The sequence below is a fragment of the Lysobacter sp. ISL-50 genome, from assembly GCF_018612875.1.
Classification (GTDB): Bacteria; Pseudomonadota; Gammaproteobacteria; order Xanthomonadales; family Xanthomonadaceae; genus Lysobacter.
The window spans coordinates 37,305-60,180 of record NZ_JAGGRI010000038.1; the positions used below are offsets into that span (position 1 = coordinate 37,305).

Sequence of the window (22,876 nt, forward strand, 5' to 3'; positions counted from 1 at the left end):
TCTCCCGGATGCGATCGGGTATCAGCCGCCACTGTTTTTCTCTCGCGCCACGGGTATAGCATCACTCCGGCAACACCCCGATTGCTGCACGTAGCCACGCGTACCGCTATTAGAAATCGCCCACCAGGAGGGCATCATGAGCAACGGTAATGGAGTGACGGCAACCCTGACCCAGGCCGCCGAGAACGTGAAAGAAACCGCGTCCAACATCGGCAGCGCCATCGCAACCCGCGCCGAGGAAGCCGTGGCCTCGGTCAAGAAGACCGCGACCAAGGCCCGCAAGGCCGCCAAGAAAGCCGTCGGCTCGGCGAAGAAGAAACTCGCCTCCGCCAGCGCCAAGGCCAAGAAGGAAGCCTCCGCGCTGAAGGACAAGGCCACCGGCAAGAAACCGGCCAAGAAGGCGGCGAAGAAGGCCGCAAAGAAAGCCGCGCCGAAAAAAGCCGCGAAGAAAGTAGCCAAGGCCGCGAAGAAGGCGGTCAAGGCCGTGAAGAAGACCGCGAAGAAGGCGGCCAAGAAGGTAGCGCCCAAGAAAGCCGCGACCAAGAAGGCGCCCGCGAAGAAAGCCGTGAAGAAGGCCGCCGCCAAGAAGGCGCCGGCGAAGAAGGCTGCGAAAAAAGCCGCCAAGAAAGCCGCCAAACGTTAAGCCTCAACGCTCCATTCCCTCTCCCGCTTGGCGGGAGAGGGCTAGGGTGAGGGCCGCCCCAGCCGCGCCGCACCCGTTCCAGCGTCACCCCACACCAGAACACGCAACGCAGTAGGAGTCGGGCCCATGGCCGTCAAGATCGAAAAGAAAATCAAGGGCTACAGCGTCGTCACCCCGGAAGACAAGGCGAAGGAAGCGGCGAAGGCAGCCGCGGCCAGCGCCGCGGCCGTGAAGGCCGAGGAACTGCCGGCGGACAACGTCATCCAGATGCACGAACGCATCGAGCGTCCCGAGATCCTGATCGGCTCGACCTACAAGATCAAATCGCCGCTGTTCGAGCACGCCTTGTACGTGACCATCAACGACATCGTGCTCAACGCCGGCACCGAACACGAATCGCGCCGGCCGTTCGAGATCTTCATCAACTCCAAGAACATGGACCACTTCCAGTGGATCGTGGCGCTCACGCGGATCATGTCGGCGGTGTTCCGCAAGGGCGGCGACGTGACCTTCCTGGTCGATGAAATGAAGGCGGTGTTCGACCCGCGCGGCGGCTACTTCAAGGCCGGCGGGGTTTACATGCCGTCCTTGGTGGCCGAGATGGGCGCCATCGTCGAAGACCACCTCAAGTCGATCGGCATGATCCACGACCCGGAGATGAGCGACGCCCAGCGCGAACTCATCGCCGAGAAGCGCGCCGCCTACGAACAGCGCGGCGCAAAAAAAAACGCTGAAGTAACCCGTTCGGCCAGCATCACCGTGGTCGAGCCGCGCAACGAAGATGTCACCGTCACCGGCGACGGCGCCTCGTTCCCGCCTTCGGCCACGGTCTGCCACAAGTGCAGCACCAAGGCGCTGGTGCTGATGGACGGCTGCGCGACCTGCCTCAACTGCGGTTATTCGAAATGCGGTTGAGGGGGCTTCGGCCGGCGGCTTGATCGACGGCTTGAATACACGAAGGGCTCCCACGCGGGAGCCCTTCTTTTTTGTCCACGAGCGCCGACGCCCGCTTCAAAACCGATACGTAACCGCCACCCGCACATTGCGCGGCTCGCCCCAGGTGTAGGTGCTGTAGGCGTCGAAGATCGTGTAATAGCGCTTGTCGAACAGGTTGCCGATGTTAAGCGTCGCCGACAGTTGCTCGCTGACCTGATAGCGCGCCATCGCGTCGAACACCCAATAGGGCTGGGTGCGGTGTTCGATCGTGCCGAGCGTCGGGTGCGGGATATCACCCCAGGTCGGGCTCTGCCAGCGCGCGCCGCCGCCGACGGTCCAGCCCTGCAGGCCGCCGCGCAGGCGATAGCTGGTGTGCACGCTGAACTGATCTTCCGGTTCCAGCGTTGAAATCTTGCCGCCGTCCTTGCGCGCGATCTTGTGCGCGTAGCCGCCCTGGATCTGCCAGCCCGGGCGCAGTTGGCCGGACAGTTCCAGCTCATAACCCTCGGTGCGCACGCCGGGCAAAGCGCGATAGGCGATGCCGCCGCTGGGCGTGCGGCCGCCGGTCGGGTCGGGGTAGTTGTCCTGATCGAGCCGGAACACGGCGGCGCTGGCGTTGAGGCGGCCGTCGTGGAACTCGCCCTTCAGGCCCAGCTCGTAGTTGCGGCCTTCAAGAGGATCGAGCCGGCGTCCTTGCTCGTCCTGATTGCTCTGCGGCTTGAAGATGCTGCTGTAGCTGACGAAGGCGGACAGGTTGTCGTTGAGGTCGTAGACCGCGCCGGCGTAGGGCACCAGGATACCGCTCTTGTCGATATCCACGGCCTTGTAGTTGGCGATGCGGCTGCCGACGATGACCTTCAACGGATCGGCCACATCGAAGCGGCCGACGATGTAGGCGCCGCTCTCGCGGGTGACTTCGTCGTTGGCGAACGCCGGCACCCACGCCGGTTCCGGGATATCGCCGTTCCAGCTGCGGTAGTCGGGCACTTGCAGCGGATAGTCGGCCGGCGCGAAGTAGCCGTCGTTGGTCCAGCGCTTGCGCGACACGCTGCCGCCGATCACCAGCTCGTGCTCGCGGCCCAGCCAGGCGAACTTGCCGCTGAGGTAGACATCGGCCGCGTTGCTGACGGTCTTGCCGATGTACTGGCCCAGCCACAGGCCGACGCCGGTGCCGGTGACCGGATCGGGATTGCCGGATGCGCCGGCGCCGAGCGCGGCGTCGTAGCCGTTGACCTGATGGTTGAGCTGCAGCTTGGCGACCCAGTCGTTGCCAAAGTGGTGTTCCAGCGTGGCGAAGCCGGTGCGGGTGTACTGGCGCCAGCGGCTCCAGCGCGCGCCGTTGTTGAACGAGCGCGGCTTGCGATTGAAATCGCCGCGGCTGTCCAGCAGCGGGATGCCGCCCCAGCTGGAACCGCGCGGATCGCTGTCCTGATAATCGGCGCCGACGGTCAGCAGCGTGGCCTCGCCGATATCGGCTTCCAGCACGCCGTACAGCACCTCGGTCCGGCGCTGATAGTGATCGGTGTGCGCATGCGCGTCCTGGTAGGTGGCGACGGCGCGGCCGCGGATGCGGCCGTCGGCGCTGAGCGGCCCGCCGATATCGAACTCGCCGCGGTAGTCGTCCCAGGAACCGGCGCCGAGCGTGACGCTGCCGCGTACTTCGTTGCGCGAAGGCTTCTTGCGGATCAGGTTGATGGTGGCGCCGGGATCGCCGATGCCGGTCAGCAGTCCGGTCGCGCCCTTGAGCACTTCGACGCGGTCGTAGATCGCCATGTCGCTGAGCGTGTTGCCGGCCGAGTAGGCCGAATCGCGCTGCATCGGAATGCCGTCGTACTGGAAGTTGTTCACCGGGAAGCCGCGCGCGTAGTACTCGGTGCGCTCGCTGTCGTAGGTGACGATGCTCAGCCCGGGCGTGACGCGCACGACATCGTCGATGCCGGTCAGGCCGAAGTCGTCCATTTCCTGACGGGTGATGACGCTGATCGTCTGCGGCGTCTGCCGCGGCGTCAGCACCAGGCGGGTGGCGGTGGCGATGGTGCCCGGCGTGTAGGCGCCGCTGCCTTCGGTGACGGTGCCGAGCTGGTTGGCGGTGACCCGCACCGTTTCCAGGGTCTGCGCGTCGTCCGGCGACGGCGGCGCGGGTTCATCGGCGGCCCTCGGCGACTGCGCCCAGGCGGCGCCGGCGCCGCTCAGGCCGAGCGCGCCGGCCGTGAGCGCGATGCGCAGGCAGGCGCTCAGCGACCGCGCGGAGGCGGCGCGGAACAAGGGATGAGGAGGGAGCCCACGCAGGGCGTAACGAACGGACATGGCAAGCGCTTCCAGAGAGAGTGGTTCCTCTGGCGGCGGCTCGAGGGGACGTCGCGCGCGGGCGGAAGCCGCGGCGGTGGCGATTATATGGCCAATCCGGGTCGTGGTGATCGCGAGCCGCCTTCAGCGTCTCCGCCACGCGCGACGACGGCGACGTGCCGGCGGTCGTCCGGCGCGCGCCGCGATGGCCGGACGATGCCGCCGCGCGCGCGGGTTCCGTCGTTGATCCGCGGAACGGGTTCAGCGCGCCCGCGCCCGGGCGAAGCCCATGTAGGAAATCGACAAGTCGTCGCTGCGCTTGAGTTTCAGCTTCGAGCCCAACTCGGCGAAGCTCATGCGTCCGAGCTTGTTGCGCACCAGGGCGTTGAGCGCGGTCAATGGATTGATGTCCGGTGACAGGCCGGCGAATTCGTGTTCGCGCAGGCCATGGCGATTCATCGACGCGGCCAGTTCGTGCGGACGGATGAACTTGTTCCCGACGTGGGCATCGCGCGGGATCGGCCGGGTGAGGCTGGAATTAATCAATTAGCTATTTTGTTAATTATTGTGTAAGGTACGCCCAACGCAGCGGCATTTCCAGCGCGAGCCTGAAAGGAGCCAGCCATGAGTCGGGAATCGGAAGCAGGGCCGGGACGCGGGGACGTCTGGCTGGTCTACGACGGCGAATGTCCGCTGTGCAACGCCTACTGCAAGCATGCGCGCGTGAGCGAGGCCGTCGGCCGGCTGCATCTGGTCGATGCGCGCGAACCGGGCGCGTTGATGGACGAAATCACCGCGGCCGGGCTGGATATCGACCAGGGCATGGTCCTCAAGTTCGAGAACGTCATGTACTACGGCCCGGAGGCGATCCGGATGCTGACCTTGCTGAGCACGCCGTCGGGTTACTTCAATCGCATCAGTTACTGGTTTTTCGGCGGAACCCGGCGCGCGCGGATCTTCTATCCGCTGAGCAAGGCGATCCGCAATCTGGTGCTCAAGCTGCTGGGCATCCGCTACATCGACAATCTGAAGACCGCGCCCGGATCGCCGCCGGCGAACGCGCGCTGACCGGCGCGAGCGACGGCCGGCGCATCAGATCCAGGACTGATCGACCAACTCGCGCTTGATATAGGCGTAATAGATCGGGCCGGCGATAAGGCCGGGGATGCCGAACGCCGCTTCCATCATCAGCATCGCCAGCAGCAGCTCCCAGGCGCGCGCCTTGATTTCGCCGCCGACGATCCGCGCGTTGAGGAAGTATTCCAGCTTGTGGATCAGCACCAGATAGACCAGCGCGGTGATCGCGACATAGATCGACACCGACAGCGCGGCGATGGTGATCAGGGTGTTCGAGATCAGATTGCCCACCACCGGCAACAGGCCGGCGATGAAGGTCACCACGATCAGCGTCTTCGCCATCGGCACGTGGATGCCGAACAGCGGCAGCACGATCAGCAGGAACACCGCGGTGAACGCGGTATTGAGCGCGGATATCTTGATCTGCGCGAACACCACCCGGCGGAACGCATCCGACAGGCGGCTGACCCGCGCCAGCAATTCCTGCCCGAGCGGGCCCAGGTGCAGCGCCGGCAGTTCTTCCTGCAGCGCGATCATCGCGCCCAGCACCATGCCCACCAGCAGGCGCGCGCTCAACTGCGCGGCTTCGGCGCCGACCAGGCTCAACTCGCCGCGATGCTCGTCCAGCCAGGCATTGAGCCCGCGCTTGAGGTCGGACATGTCGTCGGGCAGGTAGGGCTGCGCCCACAGCGGAACCTGATTGCGCGAGGCGTCGATGACGTCCATCAGCCGCGCCAGCAGCGCCTGTTCGCCGCCGGTGTCGGCGCGGAAGAACGCGATCAGGCCCAGGGTGGCCAGGGTCAGGAAGCCGATGATCAGGATCGCCAGCAACGCCACCGCGATCAGCCGGGCGCGGCGTCCGCGTACTTTGCGATCGACCAGCGGCGCCAGAACGTGGATCAACTGGAACACCAGCAGACCGGCCAGCACCGCGCTCAACAGTCCGAGCCGCAGAATCAGGAACAATCCGATCAGGGCCAGTATCCAGGCCGCGATGCGGGCGGGCGGCGCGTTCGAACGCGTTTCGGACACTGTCGACATGGCGGTTCTTCAAGGCAGGGTGGAGAGGGTTGCGCGCCGTAAACTCCGGCGGACTTGCGCGATCGAGCAGTGCGAAACCGCCTGCGCCATAGACTACGGCACCGCTCTCATCAACGGTATGAAGGGTTGTCATCGGCAAGGGGTGAGGCGAGGCGCGGCGACGCCCGCGGCCGGGCGGGCGAATGCCCGCGCGCAGTCGCTGCCGAGCCGATGTGCCGGCGACTGTGCGGCTGCCATCGTTGCCGACCGCCTGTGCGAGTTCGCCGCCGCGCGCGTTCGCCAAGCTGCCGGAGCGGGATCGGCGAGGGCTCGGTCTCGACGGCCCCGCATCGAACGCGCGTGATCTTCCGCCGGGTCGCCGTTCGCCCGACGGGCAGGCGCCCGCGGTATCGAAAGCGACTACATGGCGGACGAATTCATCTGCCAATACACGCGGCAGCGAATCGGCGTTGAAATCTACGGGCAAGGCTCGCCACTCCGATTGAAATCGGGGTGGCGAGCGCGTGTGTATCGCTCGCATCGCATCGCCATGTTGGTGCCGGATTGCGACTTCCAGTGGCGATGCCGAACGATTGCGTTGCATTCGTGCAACACGAAAATCCGTTGACGTCGCATCCGATCGATGTCTTGCAATGGGGCGCGGCCAGCATCGAAGCGGTCGCCCGTTCGACGAGATTCGGCGAGGTTTCGCCGTGCGCGAAAAACAGCCTCGCCGATGATGCGGCAACGTGAACCACGCACAGTTTGTTTGTTCGTAATTCCGTCGCTTGAGCGGGAAAAACTCGGTGATGCCAATCACGTTATCGATCACGATGCCGACCGCTAATTCGATTTAAGTTCAACTCTGAATTGTGATTTTTTTGGCCGCTACGCATGCGGACCGCAAACTCCATCACAGCGAATCTGGCGACTCAACACGCAAGTTCCATCAAGCGACGCGACACAAATTGACAACCCAATAATGATCCCGTAGACAAATTCGCCACGCAGAAGGGATTTGTAGGCCACTGCGTGAGTGCCGGGGAATCGGCATCGGAGCAGGTTCGCAGGGCAGCATCGCCGGGGGGCGAAATGGACAGCGGGAACTGCAGGAGCGCGTCGGCGCCGGATCTGGGCGCGTGGGTGAATGTCGAAGAAAAACAACGGTTTCGCCATGCGATTCCGCTGCGGCACATGCCTGTCGCAGCGACCGGCTGCGTGCGCGCTGAGTTTCCCCGGCGTTTCCTGAACATCATTCATGTTCACAACGCACGTCACATTTCGTGTCCGGAACGTGGCGATTTCTCCGTACTCGTTGCCAAGGGTCGCAGGATCACGGCCGAGCCTCGCACCGTCGAGGTCGATGCCGAATCCGATGCCTGCGGCCCAAGGCAGCCCGGTGCTGCCACTCGGGCGCTGCGCATCCCGCCGCGATGCGCGCCGCCGGCGTCCGTCGCAGAGGCAGCGACGGCTCGGCGCGATTCTTGTGGAAAGGAAGCGTCGCGAATGCGCGATGCAAGCGGCTAGCCACCTCGTCGCCTGAAGGTAGCGGGGTTCGAGCGAACCAATACAACTCGAACGGAATTGAGTCACAGGCTAAGGGATCTAGCAGTGAATACACGCGATCGAAACACGTCCTCCGTGCAGACGGAAGATTCGGAATTGTCTGCAGCTTCCATCGCGCAATCGCTGTCCGCGCAGGTCGCGACGCTGAAGTTCTGCGCCGAAGGTCACTTCGACCGCGCGCTGTCGCTACGGTGGGACGCGGCATTGCTGCGCGAACTGGAGTCGCTGGAGCGCGCTCATCGATCGAGCCGCGGCAGTGTCGTCGCGGCGGCTGGCGCGGCGGTGTTGGCGAAGCTCAGCGAGCACGACAGCCTGTTGATCGGCGTGTCGCTGGCGCGCGGCGAACACGCGCAGCGCGACGGCGTCGCCGGCCGCTTCGTCGATGCGCGCAGCTTGCCGATCGATGCGACGCAGTCCGTCGGCCAATGGCTGGCCGACGTGGGCCGGTTGGTTGCGATGGATGCGGGCGAGGCCGCGGACAGTGGCGAAATCTCGCTGTTTTTCGCGCGTGGGGAAACGTTCGAGCTGCATTTGCAGCTGAGCGCCGCCGATGACGGCATGGTCGGCCGGCTGAGCTATGCCTCGACGCTGTTCGATCCGGCCATGGCCCAGCGTTGCGCCGGCTATCTGCGGCGCGCGATCGGGGCGATGGCGGCCGACGATGCTCAGCCGGTGGATCGCATCGATCTGCTCGATGCCGACGAACGCCGGTTGGTGCTGAGCGATCTCAATCAGACCCAGGCCGAGTATCCGCAGGCGACTTGCATCCATGAGCTGTTCGAAGCGCAGGTCGCGCGAGCGCCGGATGCGACGGCGGTGGTGCATGGCGGCGAATCGCTGAGCTATGCCGAGCTGGATCGTCAGGCCAATCGACTCGCGAATCATCTGATCGGCCTGGGCGTCAAGCCCGATGACCGCGTCGGGATCAGCATCGAACGCGGTCTGTCGATGGTGGTGGGCGTGTTCGGCGTGCTCAAGGCCGGCGGCGCCTACGTGCCGCTGGACCCGGTGTATCCGCGCGATCGATTGGCGCACATGCTCGCCGACAGCGCGCCGATGGCGGTGTTGACCTCGGCTGCCGCGCGCGAGTCGTTGCCGGACGTCGTGGCGGCGCCATTGGTCGATCTGGTTGATTCGAATGCGGCGTGGCGCAGCGAATCTTCCGATGCGCCGGTTGTCGGCGGCCTGACGTCGGCTCATCTCGCCTATCTGATCTACACCTCCGGTTCGACCGGCACGCCGAAGGGCGTGATGATCGAACATCGCAATGCGGTGAACTTCCTGGTATGGGCGAAAGAGTCGTTCGAGGCATCGGTGCTGGCCAAGACCCTGTTCTCGACCTCGCTGAACTTCGATCTGTCGATCTACGAATGCTTCGCGCCGCTGATCGTCGGCGGTTGCACGGAAGTCGTCGATGATGCGCTGGCGCTGCAAGAGGGCGAACACGACATCCGCCTGATCAACACCGTGCCGTCGGCGCTGCAAGCGCTGCTGGACGCGCAGGCCATCGATCCCAAGGTCGAAGTCGTCAACGTCGCCGGCGAAGCCCTGAAGCGCGAGCTCGCCGAGCGCCTGTTCGCGCAGACCCCGGTGCAGCGCCTGTGCAATCTGTACGGCCCGACCGAAACCACGACCTATTCGACCTGGGTCGCGATGGACCGCGACAGCGGCTTCGCCCCGCATATCGGCCGTCCGCTGGCGAACACGCAGGTTTACCTGCTCGACCGCCACTTGCAGCCGGTGCCGATGGGCGCCAGTGGCGAGTTGTACATCGGCGGTGCCGGCGTGGCCCGCGGTTACTTCAACCGCGATGAGCTGACGGCCGAACGCTTCCTGGCCAATCCGTTCATCGACGGCGAGCGGATGTACAAGACCGGCGACCTGGGTCGCTGGCGTGCCGATGGCAATATCGAGTACCTGGGCCGCAACGATTTCCAGGTCAAGATCCGCGGCTTCCGCATCGAGCTGGGCGAGATCGAATCGCGCTTGGTCGAACATGAAGCCGTGCGCGACGCGGTGGTGCTCGCGCGCGAGGACCAGCCGGGCGACAAGCGCCTGGTGGCCTACGTCGTCACTGAAGACGGCGCAGCCATGGACGCGGATGCATTGCGCTCCCACCTGAGCGCGACCCTGCCCGACTACATGCTGCCGTCGGCCTACCTGCACCTGCATAGCCTGCCGCGCACCTCCAACGGCAAGCTCGATCGCAAGGCGCTGCCGGCACCCGACGCCGACGCCTACCGCCGCCGCGACTACGAAGCTCCGCAGGGCGAGACCGAAACCCTGCTGGCGCAGTTGTGGGCCGATGTGCTCAAGCTCGACCGCGTCGGCCGCAACGACCATTTCTTCGAACTCGGCGGGCACTCGCTGCTCGCGGTCACCTCGCTCTCGCGTCTGCGCCGCGCGCTGTCGGTCGATGTCTCGCTGCGCGATCTGTTCGCGCGGCCGGTGTTGTCGGAACTGGCCGCGCATCTGCAAGGCCAAGCGCGCAGCGAACAGCAGCCGATTCTGCCGGCGCCGCGCGATCAGGAACTTCCGCTGTCGTATGCGCAGCAGCGCCTGTGGTTCCTGGCCCAGGTCGATGGCGCCAGCGGCTCGTATCACGTCCCGCTGGCCCTGCGCCTGCGCGGCCGGCTCGACCGCGACGCCCTGCAGCGCACGCTCGACCGCATCGTGTGGCGACACGAAGCACTGCGCACAACGTTCGTGCGCGAGCACGAGCAGACCGTGCAGCGCATCGCCGCGCCGGAACTGGGCTTCGCGCTGCAACACCGCGACCTGCGCGGCGATGTCGAATCGCTGCAGCGGCATCTGCACGCGGAAGCCGAAGCACCGTTCGATCTGGAGCGCGGCCCGCTGATTCGCGGGCAACTGCTGCAGACCGCGGACGACGAACACGTGCTGGTCGTAACCATGCACCACACCGTGTCCGACGGTTGGTCGAAGGGCCTGCTGATCCGCGAACTGGATGCGTTGTACAGCGCTTACGCGCGCGGCCAGGACGATCCGCTGCCGCCGCTGCCGATCCAGTACGCCGATTACGCCGTGTGGCAACGCCAGTGGATGCGCGGCGACCAGTTGTCCCGGCAGAGCGCGTACTGGCGCAACGCATTGGACGGCGCGCCGGTGCTGCTGGAATTGCCGACCGACCGCCCGCGCCCGGCGCAGCCGGTGTTCGTCGGCGCCAGCGTCGCGGTCGAACTGGACGCCGCGCTGACCCAAAGCCTGAAGCGGCTGAGCCAGCGTCACGGCATCACCCTCTACATGACCGTTCTGAGCGCGTGGATGGCGGTGTTGTCGCGCCTGTCCGGTCAGGAGGATGTCGTGGTCGGCAGCGTGGTGGCCAATCGCACGCGCACCGAGATCGAGGATCTGATCGGCTTCTTCGTCAATACGCAGGCGTTGCGCGCCAACATCGCCGGTACCGTGGGCGAGCTGTTGCAGCAGGTCAAGGGCCGCGTGCTGGATGCGCAGGAACACCAGGACCTGCCGTTCGAACAAGTGGTGGAGATCGTCAATCCGCCGCGCAGCCTGTCGCACGCGCCGATTTTCCAGGTGCTGCTGGCCTGGCAGAACACCGACGCGGGCGAGTTGGCGTTGCCGGATCTGAGCGCGACCCCGATCGAGATGCCCTACGATCTGGCCAAGCTCGATCTCGGCCTGGAACTGTCGGAAGTCGAAGACCGCATCGCCGGCCGCCTGGAATATGCGACCGCGCTGTTCGACCGCGCCACCGCCGAGCGTTACGTGGGGTATCTGCGCCGGATGCTGCAGGCGCTGGCGAGCGACGATGCGCAGCCGGTGGATCGCATCGATCTGCTCGATGCCGACGAACGCCGGTTGGTGCTGAGCGATCTCAATCAGACCCAGGCTGAGTATCCGCACGCCGCCTGCATCCATGAGCTGTTCCAAGCGCAGGTCGCGCGGACGCCGGATGCGACAGCGGTGGTGCATGGCGGCGAATCGCTGAGCTATGCCGAGCTGGATCGTCAGGCCAATCGACTCGCGAATCATTTGATCGGCCTGGGCGTCAAGCCCGATGACCGGGTCGGCATCAGCATCGAACGCGGTCTGTCGATGGTGGTGGGCGTGTTCGGCGTGCTCAAGGCCGGGGGCGCCTATGTGCCGTTGGACCCGGTGTACCCGCGCGATCGATTGGCGCACATGCTCGCCGACAGCGCGCCGATGGCGGTGTTGACCTCGGCTGCTGCGCGCGAGTCGTTGCCGGACGTCGTGGCGGCGCCATTGGTCGATCTGGTTGATTCGAATGCGGCGTGGCGGAGTGAATCGGCGGAAGCGCCGGCCGTCAGCGGCCTGACGTCGGCTCATCTGGCATACCTGATCTACACCTCCGGTTCAACCGGCACGCCCAAAGGCGTGATGATCGAACACCGCAATGCGGTGAACTTCCTGGTATGGGCGAAGGAGTCGTTCGAGGCATCGGTGCTGGCCAAGACCCTGTTCTCGACCTCGCTGAACTTCGATCTGTCGATCTACGAATGCTTCGCCCCGCTGATCGTCGGCGGCTGCACCGAAGTCGTCGATGATGCGTTGTCGTTGCAAGAGGGCGAACACGACATCCGCCTGATCAACACCGTGCCGTCGGCGCTGCAAGCGCTGCTGGACGCGCAGGCCATCGACCCCAAGGTTGAAGTCGTCAACGTTGCCGGCGAAGCACTCAAGCGCGAACTTGCCGAACGTCTGTTCATGCAGGCCCCAGTGCAGCGCTTGTGCAACTTGTACGGCCCGACCGAAACCACCACCTATTCGACCTGGGTGGCGATGGACCGCGACAGCGGCTTTGCTCCACATATCGGCCGGCCGCTGGCGAACACGCAGGTTTACCTGCTCGACCGCCACTTGCAGCCGGTGCCGATGGGCGCCAGCGGCGAGTTGTACATCGGCGGCGCGGGTGTGGCGCGCGGTTATTTCAATCGCGATGAGCTGACCGCGGAACGCTTCCTCCCCAATCCGTTCATCGACGGCGAACGGATGTACAAGACCGGCGACCTGGGTCGCTGGCGCGCCGACGGCAATATCGAATACCTGGGCCGCAACGACTTCCAGGTCAAGATCCGTGGCTTCCGTATCGAACTGGGCGAGATCGAATCGCGCTTGGTCGAACACGAAGCGGTGCGCGACGCCGTGGTACTGGCGCGCGAAGATCAGCCGGGCGACAAGCGCCTGGTGGCCTACGTCGTCACTGAAGACGGCGCAGCCATGGACGCGGATGCATTGCGCTCCCACCTGAGCGCAACGCTGCCCGACTACATGCTGCCGTCGGCCTACCTGCACCTGCAGAGCTTGCCGCGCACCTCCAACGGAAAACTCGACCGCAAGGCCCTGCCGGCGCCCGATGCCGATGCCTACCGCCGCCGCGACTACGAAGCGCCGTTGACCGAAACCGAAACCGCGCTGGCGCAGATCTGGGCCGGCGTGCTCAAGCTCGACCAAGTCGGCCGCCACGATCATTTCTTCGAACTCGGCGGCCACTCGCTGCTGGCGGTGACGCTACTGTCGCGCGTGCGCAGCGCGATGGCGGTTGAAGTCTCGCTGAAGGATCTGTTCGCCCGGCCGGTGCTGTCGGAACTGGTCGCGCATCTGCAAGGCCAGGCGCGCAGCGAACAGCAGCCGATCCTGCCGGCGCCGCGCGATCAGGAACTGCCGCTGTCGTATGCGCAGCAGCGCCTGTGGTTCCTGGCCCAGGTCGATGGCGGCAGCGAGGCGTATCACATTCCGCTGGCCCTGCGCCTGCGCGGCGCGCTCGATCGCGCCGCCCTGCAGCGCGCGCTCGACCGCATCGTATGGCGGCACGAAGTGCTGCGGACCACGTTCCTGCGCGATCGGGAACAGACCGTGCAGCGCATCGCCCCGGCCGATATCGGCTTCTCGCTGCAGCGCGCGGATCTGCGCGGCGCGGACGCGGCAGCGGTGCGCCGGCGCCTGGACGAAGAGGCCGAGCGACCCTTCGACATGGAGCGCGGCCCGCTGGCCCGCGGCCTGTTGCTGCAAGTCGGCGACGACGAACATCTGCTGGCGATCACGATGCACCACATCGTGTCCGACGGCTGGTCGCTGGCCGTGTTCAGCGATGAACTGAGTGCGTTGTATGCGGCGTACTTGGCCGGCGAAGACGATCCGCTGCCGCCGCTGCCGATCCAGTACAGCGACTACGCGGTCTGGCAACGGCAATGGCTGGTCGGCGATGTCCTGAGCAAGCAAAGCGATTACTGGCACAAGACCCTGGCCGGCGCGCCGGCGGTGCTGGAACTGCCGACCGATCGCCCGCGTCCGCCGCAGCAATCCTTCGACGGCGCCATCGTGCCGGTGCGTTTCGACGCCGAGTTGAGCCAGGCCGTGCGCAGGCTCAGCCAGCGCCACGGCGCGACCTTGTACATGACCGTGCTGGCCGCGTGGACGGCGGTGCTGTCGCGCCTGTCGGGCCAGGACGACATCGTCGTCGGCACCGCCGTGGCCAACCGCACGCGCGCGGAAATCGAAGGCCTGATCGGCTTCTTCGTCAACACCCAGGCCCTGCGCGTCACGGTCGATGGCAGCGCCTCGCAGCTGTTGCAGCGGGTCAAGACGCGGGTGCTGGAAGCGCAGGATCACCAGGATCTGCCGTTCGAACAGATCGTGGAACGGGTCAATCCGGTGCGCAGCATGGCGCATGCGCCGATCTTCCAGGTGATGCTGGCCTGGCAGAACACGGCCGAAGGCGTGCTCGAATTTCCCGGCATCGAGGCTTCGCTGGAAGCCTCGACCTACGACGTGGCCAAGTTCGACCTGAGCCTGGACCTGGGCGAGAGCGAGGGCTGCATCGTCGGCCGCATGGAATACGCGACCTCGTTGTTCGACCGCGAGACGGTCGAGCGCGGCGTCGGCTACCTGCGCTGCATGCTCGCGGCGATGGCCGCCGACGACGCGCAGGCGGTCGATCGGATCGAGCTGCTCGGCGCCGACGAGCGCCATCAGGTGCTGGAAGCCTGGAACGACACCGCCGCCGAACCGCCGCCGCCGCAATGCGTGCAGGCCCTGTTCGAAGCGCAGGTCGCGCAGCGTCCCGACGCCATCGCCCTGGTGCATCAGGGTACTGATGTCAGCTACGACGAACTCAACCGTCGCGCCAACCGTCTTGCGCACAGCCTGATCGCGGACGGCCTGAAGCCCGACGACCGCGTCGCCATCTACATGGAACGCAGCGCCGAGATGGTCGTGGGCATCCTGGCCACGCTCAAGGCCGGCGGCGCTTACGTGCCGCTGGACCCGGCGTATCCGCCGGATCGTCTGGAATACATGCTCGCCGATGTCGGCCCGAAGGTGGTGCTGACTCAGCCGGCATTGCGCGCTTCGTTGCCGGCGACGAACGCGCAGGTGCGCGTGCTCGACGGCGACGATGCGCGTTCCGCGCACGACGACGGCAATCCGGACCCGGCCGCGCTGGGTCTGCGGCCGGATCACCTGGCCTACGTGATCTACACCTCCGGCTCGACCGGCCTGCCCAAGGGCGTGATGATCGAGCACCGCAGCCTGACCACGCTGGTGCATGCGCTGGCGGTCGGCTACGCGCTCGAACCCGACGATCGCCTGCTGCAGTTCGCCGCGCTGAGCTTCGACATGTCGGTGGAGGAATACTTCGGGGCGCTGTGCACCGGCTGCACCCTGGTGCTGCGCAGCGACGAATGGATCGCCGATGCGACCACGTTCTGGCGCCACTGCGAAGAACAGCGCATCAGCGTGCTGAATCTGCCCACCGCGTTCTGGCACCAACTGGCCGACGAACGCGGCGGCGAGATTCCGCGCGGCGTTCGCCAGATCATGATCGGCGGCGAGAAGGTCAATTCGGAAATGGTCGCGCGCTGGTTCCAGCGCGACGGCCACCTGCCGCGCCTGATCAACGCCTACGGCCCGACCGAGGCGACGGTGGACGCGACCATGTGCGTGCTCGATGGCGATCCGTCTTCGCAACTGCTGATCGGCAAGCCGATCGTGCACACCCGCATCTACATTCTCGATCAGCACCTGCAGCCGGCGCCGATCGGCGTGGCGGGCGAGCTCTATGTCGGCGGCGCGCAGGTCGCGCGCGGCTATCTCAACCGCGCCCAGCTGACCGAAGAACGTTTCATCGCCAGCCCGTTCGTGGCCGGCGAGCGTCTGTACAAGACCGGCGACCTGTGCCGCTGGCGCGGCGACGGCCATATCGAATACCTCGGCCGCAACGATTTCCAGGTCAAGATCCGCGGCTTCCGCATCGAGCTGGGCGAGATCGAAGCGCGCCTGGCGCAGTTCCCCGGCGTGCGCGAAAGCGCGGTGCTGGCGCGCGAAGACCAGCCCGGCGACAAGCGCCTGGTCGGTTACGTGTCGGCCGCCGATCCCGGCCAGATCGACGTCGAAGCCCTGCGCGCGCATCTGGCCGCGAGCCTGCCGGCCTACATGGTGCCGGGCGCGTACGTGGTGCTGGAACGCATGCCGATGACCGGCAACGGCAAGCTCGACCGCCAGGCGTTGCCGGCGCCGGATGCCTCCGCCTACCGGGTGCGCGAATACGAGGCGCCGGTCGGCGAGGTCGAATCCGTCCTGGCGCAGCTGTGGACCGACGTGCTTAAGCTCGAACGGGTCGGCCGCCACGACAACTTCTTCGAACTCGGCGGGCATTCGCTGCTCGCGGTGACGCTGCTGTCGCGCCTGCGCCGCGCGCTCGAAGTCGAGGTCTCGCTCAAGGACCTGTTCGCGCGACCGGTGCTGGCCGAACTGGCCGGGCATCTGCACGGCCGCACCCGCAGCGAGCAGCAGCCGATCCTGCCGGTGCCGCGCGATCAGGCCTTGCCGCTGTCGTACGCGCAGCAACGCCTGTGGTTCTTCAGCCAGCTCGACGGCGGCAGCGAGGCGTATCACATCCCGATGGCGCTGCGCCTGCGCGGCGCGCTGGATCGCAGCGCGCTGCAGCGCGCGCTCGACCGCATCGTCGCGCGGCACGAAGTGCTGCGCACCACCTTCCGCCGCGTCGATGGCCAGACCGTGCAGCACATCGGCCCGGCCGATACCGGCTTCGATTTGCGCATGCGCGATCTGCGCGGCGCCGACGCCGCGGCGCTGGACCGAAATCTGGCCGAGGCCACCATCCGCGCCTTCGATCTGGAACACGGCCCGCTGCTGCGCGGCGAACTGTTGCAGACCGCGGACGACGAACACGTCCTGTCGATCACCATGCATCACATCGCCTCCGACGGCTGGTCGGCGGGCGTGTTCACCGAAGAGCTGAGCGCCTTGTACGCCGCCTATCTGGCCGGCGAAGACGATCCGCTGCCGCCGTTGCCGATCCAGTACGCCGATTACGCGGTGTGGCAACGGCATTGGCTGCAGGGCGAGGTGTTGGCCAAGCAGAGCGACTACTGGCGGCAGGCGCTGGCCGGCGCGCCGGCGCTGCTGGAATTGCCGACCGATCGCCCGCGCCCGACGCAGCAATCCTTCATCGGCGACGTGGTGCCGGTCGAGTTCGACGCCGAACTCACCCAGGCCCTGCGCAAGCTCGGCCAGCGCCACGGCGCGACTTTGTACATGACCGTGCTGGCGGCGTGGATGGCGGTGTTGTCGCGTCTGTCCGGCCAGGACGATGTCGTCGTCGGCACCGCCGTGGCCAATCGCACGCGCCCGGAAATCGAGCCGCTGATCGGCTTCTTCGTCAACACCCAGGCGCAGCGCGCGCAGATCGACGGCAGCGCCGCGCAACTGCTGCAGCAGGTCAAGAGCCGGGTGCTGGAAGCGCAGGACCATCAGGATCTGCCGTTCGAACAAGTGGTGGAACTCGTCAACCCGCTGCGCAGCCTGGCGCATGCGCCGATCTTCCAGGTGATGCTGGCCTGGCAGAACCTCGACGAAGAATCCCTGCGCCTGCCCGGCCTGAGCGTGTCGGAAGTCAATCCGGCCTACGGCATCGCCAAGTTCGATCTCGGCCTGGATCTGAGCGAAGTCGGCGAGCGCATCGTCGGCCAGCTGGAATACGCCAGCGCCTTGTTCGACCGCTCCAGCATCGAACGCCATCTGGGTTATCTGCGGCGGATGCTGCAGGCGATGGTCGCCGACGAGCATCAGGCGATCGCCGACATCGAGTTGCCCGACGCGATCGAACGCGCCGAGCTGCTCGCGCTCGGCGACGGCGGCACGCATGCCCACGGCCACCTCGATGCCGATGCGCAATCGCTGTACACCTGGATTCTGGCCCAGGCCGAACGCACGCCGCAGGCCACCGCGGTGGTCGAACCCGGCCGCGAATTGAACTACCGAGAACTGGTCGCGCGCGCCAACGGCGTCGCCCGGCATCTGCGCGAACTCGGCGCCGATGCCGACAGCCGCATCGCGATCCTGGCCGATCGCTCGATCGATTCGCTGATCGGCGTGCTCGGCATCCTGGCCGCGGGCGCGGCCTATGTGCCGGTCGATCCGGGTTATCCCGACGAGCGCATCGCCTACGTGCTCAACGATGCGCAAGTTTTGGCCCTGCTGCTGCCGAACGATGCGTTCGCCGAATATGCCGGCAAGGCCGTGCAATGGCGCGAAAGCCTGGCCGGCCACATCGCCACCGTGGCCGGATTGCCGGCGCACAACCGCGCGCCGTCGCTGAACGCCGATGCCGACGCCACCGCGTATGTGATCTACACCTCCGGCTCGACCGGCACGCCGAAGGGCGTGGTCGTCAGCCACCGCGGCGCGATGAATCTGGTGCGCGGCTTCGTCGCCGGGCACGATTTCGCCGGCCAACGCCTGCTGATGATTCCGCCGCTGGTGTTCGATGCCTCGGTCGGCGATGTCTTTCCGGTCCTGTCGGTCGGCGCGGCGCTGGTGCTGCATCCTTCGCCCGCCGATTTGACCGCGAGCGCGCTGGAAGACTATTGCCGCGAACACCGCATCAGCGCGATCGACGCGCCGGCGGCGTTGTGGCGGCGCTGGACCGACGGCCTGATCGATCTGCGCGCCGGCCGCGATGCGCCGGTGCTGCCCGATCTGCGCCTGCTGATGTTCGGCGGCGAAAGCGTTCCGCTGGAACTGGTGCGCCGCTTCGCGGAACTCACGCAAGGCCGGGTCGCGCTGAGCAACCACTACGGCCCGACCGAGGCCTCGGTCTGCGCCACCATGCTGGCCACCCGCGACGGCTCGGAGCTGTCCGGCGCCGAGCTGCCGATCGGCCGGCCGCTGCCAGGCGTGCGCACCTACGTGCTCGACGCGCAGCTGCGGCTGTTGCCGCGCGGCGCCGAAGGCGAGCTGTGCATCGGCGGCGTCGGTGTCGCGCACGGTTATCTGGGCGCGCCGGATCTCACCGCGGCGCGCTTCCTCGACGACCCGTTCGCGGCGCAGGCCGGGGCGAAGTTGTACCGCACCGGCGACCGCACGCGCTGGAACGCCGACGGCAGCCTGCAGTTCCTCGGCCGCGGCGATTTCCAGGTCAAGATCCGCGGCTTCCGTATCGAGCTGGGCGAGATCGAGGCCTGTCTGGCCGGTTGCCCCGGCGTCGGCGAAGTCGCGGTGCTGGCGCGCGAAGATCGCCCCGGCGACAAGCGTCTGGTCGCCTACGTTCGCGGCAACGACGAAGCCGGCATCGAAATCGAAACCCTGCGCGCGCATTTGAGCGCCGCGCTGCCCGAGTACATGGTGCCGGCGGCGTACGTGGTGCTCGAACGCATGCCGCTGACCACCAACGGCAAACTGGACCGCAAGGCGCTGCCGGCGCCGCAGGCCGACGCGTATCTGTCGCGCGCGTATGAAGCGCCGGTCGGCGCGGTCGAAATCGCGATCGCGCAGTTGTGGAGCGAAGTGCTCAAGCTCGATCAGGTCGGCCGCCACGATAATTTCTTCGAACTCGGCGGTCATTCGCTGCTGGCGGTGAGCCTGATCGAGCGCATGCGCAACGCCGGGCTGGCCATCGACGTGCGCGCCTTGTTCGCCGCGCCGACCTTGCAGGCGCTGGCCGCGGCGGTCGGCGGGGACTACGCCAGCGTGGCGGTGCCGGCCAACGCGATCGCGCCCGACTGCGACGCCATCGTGCCGGCGATGTTGCCGCTGGTGCGGTTGCAGCAGGCCGACATCGACCGCATCGTCGCGGCGGTGCCCGGCGGCGCGGCCAATGTCCAGGACATCTATCCGCTGGCGCCGCTGCAGGAAAGCTTCCTGTTCCATCACGCGCTCGGCCGCCACGGCGACGTGTTCCTGTCGCCGACGCTGTACGCCGTGCAGCATCGCGAAGATTTCGACCTCTACGCCGAAGCCTTGCAGACGGTGATCGACCGTCACGACATCCTGCGCACCGCGCTGGCCTGGGAAGGCCTGCCCGAACCGGTGCAGGTGGTGTGGCGGCGCGCGCCGCTGGTGATCGAGCAGGTCGAACTCGATCCGGCCGACGGCGACATCGCCGGACAGCTGCGCGAGCGTTTCGACCCGCGCCGCTACCGTCTGGATCTGCGCCAGGCGCCGGCATGGCGCTGGTTCATCGCCCGCGATGAGCGCAACCAGCGCTGGGTCGCGCTGGAACTGATGCATCACCTGACCAGCGATCACACCGCGCTGCAGCTGATTCATGAGGAGGTCGAGGCGATCCTGCGCGGCCGCGCGAGCGGACTGCCGGCGCCGGTGCCGTTCCGCAACTTCGTCGCTCAGGCCCGCCTGGGCGTGAGCCGCGAAGAACACGAAAGCTATTTCCGCGACCTGCTGGGCGACATCGACGAGCCGACCGCGGCGTTCGGTTTGCTCGACACTCAGGGCGATGGCAGCCGCATCGCCGAAGCCGATTTCGAAGTCGCGGCCGATCTCAGCCGCCGCCTGCGCGCGGCGGCGCGCGCCGCCGGCGTGGGCCCGGCGACGCTGTGCCATCTGGCCTGGGCGATGGTGCTGGCGCGGGTCAGCGGCCGCGACGACGTCGTGTTCGGCACGGTGATGTTCGGCCGCATGCACGGCGGCGAAGGCGCCGATCGCGGCATGGGCGTGTTCATCAACACCTTGCCGCTACGCCTGGCGCTGGGCGAGGGCAGCGTGCGCGACAAGGTGCGGCTGGCGCACGCGCGCTTGACCGAGTTGCTGCGTCACGAGCACGCGCCGTTCAATCTGGCCCAGCGTTGCAGCGCGGTGCCGTCGCCGCTGCCGTTGTTCAACTCGCTGCTCAACTATCGCTATCAGGCGGCGGGCGAGGGCGGCGATGCGCAGGACGGTTTCTCGACCGGCCTGGAACTGCTGCAGTGGTCGGAGCGCACCAACTATCCCTTGACCGTGTCGGTCAACGATGAGGCCGATGGCGGCTTGAGCTTCAACGTCCAGGTCGATGAGTCGGTCGATCCGGGTCTGATCTGCGCGATGTTCGACACCGCGCTGGCGTCGTTGGCGCAGGCGCTGGAACAGGCGCCGGGTTCGGCGCTGACGCAGTTGGAGGTGTTGCCGGCGGCCGAGCGGCAGCGCGTCCTGGCCGATTTCAACGATACCGGCAAGGCGTATCCCGAGCAGGCCTGCATCCATCAGTTGTTCGAAGCGCAGGTCGCGCGGACACCGGATGCGACGGCGGTGGTGCATGGCGGCGAGTCGCTGAGCTATGCCGAGTTGGATCGTCAGGCCAATCGACTCGCGAATCATTTGATCGGCCTGGGCGTGAAGCCCGATGACCGCGTCGGCATCAGCATCGAGCGCGGTCTATCGATGGTGATCGGCGTATTCGGCGTGCTCAAGGCCGGCGGCGCCTACGTGCCGCTGGACCCGGTGTATCCGCGCCATCGTCTCGCGCACATGCTCGCAGACAGCGCACCGATGGCGGTGCTGACTTCGGCGACGGCGCGGGAGTCGTTGCCGGAAGTCGTATCGGCGCCGTTGATCGATCTGGTTGATTCGAATGCAGAGTGGCGGAGCGAATCTTCCGATTCGCCGGCTGTCAGCGGCCTGACGTCGGCTCATCTGGCCTACCTGATCTACACCTCCGGTTCGACCGGCATGCCGAAGGGCGTGATGATCGAACACCGCAATGCGGTGAACTTCCTGAGCTGGGCGAAGGAGTCGTTCGACTCGTCGGTGCTGGCGAAGACCCTGTTCTCGACCTCGTTGAACTTCGACCTGTCGATCTACGAATGCTTCGCGCCGCTGATGGTCGGTGGTTGCACGGAAGTGGTCGATGACGCATTGGCGTTGCAGGAAGGCGAACACGACATCCGCCTGATCAACACCGTGCCGTCGGCACTGCAAGCGCTGCTGGACGCGCAGGCCATCGACCCCAAGGTCGAAGTCGTCAACGTCGCCGGCGAAGCCCTGAAGCACGAACTCGCCGAACGCCTGTTCGCGCAGACCCCGATACAGCGCTTGTGCAATCTGTACGGCCCGACCGAAACCACGACCTATTCGACTTGGGTCGCGATGGACCGCGACAGCGGCTTCGCCCCGCACATCGGCCGTCCGCTGGCGAATACCCAGGTCTACCTGCTCGACCGCCACTTGCAGCCGGTGCCGATGGGCGCCAGCGGCGAGTTGTATATCGGTGGTGCCGGTGTGGCCCGCGGTTACTTCAATCGCGATGAACTGACGGCCGAACGCTTCCTGCCGAATCCGTTCATCGACGGCGAACGGATGTACAAGACCGGCGACCTGGGTCGCTGGCGCGCCGACGGCAATATCGAGTATCTGGGCCGTAACGATTTCCAGGTCAAGATCCGCGGCTTCCGCATCGAACTGGGCGAGATCGAATCGCGCTTGGTCGAACACGAATCCGTGCGCGACGCCGTGGTGCTGGCGCGCGAAGACCAGCCGGGCGACAAGCGCCTGGTGGCCTACGTCGTCACCGAAGACGGCGCGGCCATGGACTCGGATGCGTTGCGCTCCCACCTGAGCGCGACGCTACCCGACTACATGTTGCCGTCGGCTTATCTCCATCTGCAGAGCCTGCCGCGCACTTTCAACGGCAAGCTCGATCGCAAGGCGCTTCCGGCACCCGACGCCGATGCTTACCGCCGCCGCGACTACGAAGCTCCGCTGGGCGAGACCGAAACCCTGCTGGCGCAGCTATGGGCCGACGCGCTCAAGCTAGACCGCGTCGGCCGCAACGATCGCTTCTTCGATCTCGGCGGCCATTCGCTGCTGGCCTTGCAGGTGCAAGGCCGCATGCACGCGGCCGGTTTCGATCTGGCCCTGGCCGATCTGTTCGAACAACCCACGCTCGCCGCGCTGGCGTCACGCGTAAGCGACCGCCGCGCACGCGCGCAAGCGACGCGTACCGGCGCCTGTGCGAAGACGTCGACAGTCGATTTCCAAGCCGATGACGCACCGGCGGAGCTGCCGCTATGAGAACCATCACGAAGCGATGGCGCGGCCGCATGCCGGTGCAGTCAT

At 66.5% G+C, this 22,876-nt stretch carries 8 protein-coding genes; 5 read left to right on the forward strand and 3 right to left on the reverse strand.

Annotated features, from left to right (window positions below; genetic code table 11):
* The first annotated feature begins 136 nt into the window (after positions 1-136).
* Positions 137-643 (forward strand): hypothetical protein, encoded by a 507-nt coding sequence (locus J7J50_RS20125; protein WP_215057150.1) that lies wholly within the window; start codon positions 137-139, stop codon positions 641-643.
* Positions 644-769: 126 nt separating this feature from the next.
* The gene (locus tag J7J50_RS20130) at positions 770-1,558 is read left to right on the forward strand and encodes an NrdJb (RefSeq protein ID WP_215057149.1); all 789 of its coding nucleotides are present in this window, start codon (positions 770-772) and stop codon (positions 1,556-1,558) included.
* Positions 1,559-1,654: 96 nt separating this feature from the next.
* Here the strand turns inward: J7J50_RS20130 and J7J50_RS20135 are convergent, their stop codons facing one another.
* Together J7J50_RS20135 and J7J50_RS20140 are read right to left on the reverse strand one after the other, a co-directional pair.
* Positions 1,655-3,886 (reverse strand): TonB-dependent siderophore receptor, encoded by a 2,232-nt coding sequence (locus J7J50_RS20135; RefSeq protein WP_215057148.1) that lies wholly within the window; start codon positions 3,884-3,886, stop codon positions 1,655-1,657.
* 240 nt (positions 3,887-4,126) lie between these two features.
* The gene (locus J7J50_RS20140) at positions 4,127-4,411 is read right to left on the reverse strand and encodes a hypothetical protein (RefSeq protein ID WP_215057147.1); all 285 of its coding nucleotides are present in this window, start codon (positions 4,409-4,411) and stop codon (positions 4,127-4,129) included.
* A gap of 78 nt (positions 4,412-4,489) precedes the next feature.
* On the opposite strand from J7J50_RS20140, the gene J7J50_RS20145 reads away from it, so the two are divergent.
* Entirely contained in the window at positions 4,490-4,933 is a 444-nt protein-coding gene (locus J7J50_RS20145; RefSeq protein ID WP_215057146.1) for a DCC1-like thiol-disulfide oxidoreductase family protein, read from the forward strand.
* Positions 4,934-4,957: 24 nt separating this feature from the next.
* Here J7J50_RS20145 and J7J50_RS20150 read toward each other — a convergent pair whose 3' ends face one another.
* Complete coding sequence (locus J7J50_RS20150) at positions 4,958-5,983, reverse strand: AI-2E family transporter (RefSeq protein WP_215057145.1); 1,026 nt, start codon at positions 5,981-5,983, stop codon at positions 4,958-4,960.
* Between the two features lie 555 nt (positions 5,984-6,538).
* Here J7J50_RS20150 and J7J50_RS20155 point away from each other — a divergent pair.
* Positions 6,539-6,715: a hypothetical protein gene (locus J7J50_RS20155; protein ID WP_215057144.1), complete on the forward strand. Its 177-nt coding sequence runs from the start codon at positions 6,539-6,541 to the stop codon at positions 6,713-6,715.
* 909 nt (positions 6,716-7,624) lie between these two features.
* Positions 7,625-22,831: a non-ribosomal peptide synthase/polyketide synthase gene (locus J7J50_RS20160; protein ID WP_215057143.1), complete on the forward strand. Its 15,207-nt coding sequence runs from the start codon at positions 7,625-7,627 to the stop codon at positions 22,829-22,831.
* The last annotated feature ends 45 nt before the right edge of the window (positions 22,832-22,876 follow it).

Coding starts and splice junctions, on each gene's coding strand:
- J7J50_RS20125 (WP_215057150.1), top strand. CDS start 137: ATGAGCAACGGTAATGGAGTGACGGCAACCCTGACCCAGGCCGCCGAG.
- J7J50_RS20130 (WP_215057149.1), top strand. CDS start 770: ATGGCCGTCAAGATCGAAAAGAAAATCAAGGGCTACAGCGTCGTCACC.
- J7J50_RS20135 (WP_215057148.1), bottom strand. CDS start 3,886: ATGTCCGTTCGTTACGCCCTGCGTGGGCTCCCTCCTCATCCCTTGTTC.
- J7J50_RS20145 (WP_215057146.1), top strand. CDS start 4,490: ATGAGTCGGGAATCGGAAGCAGGGCCGGGACGCGGGGACGTCTGGCTG.
- J7J50_RS20150 (WP_215057145.1), bottom strand. CDS start 5,983: ATGTCGACAGTGTCCGAAACGCGTTCGAACGCGCCGCCCGCCCGCATC.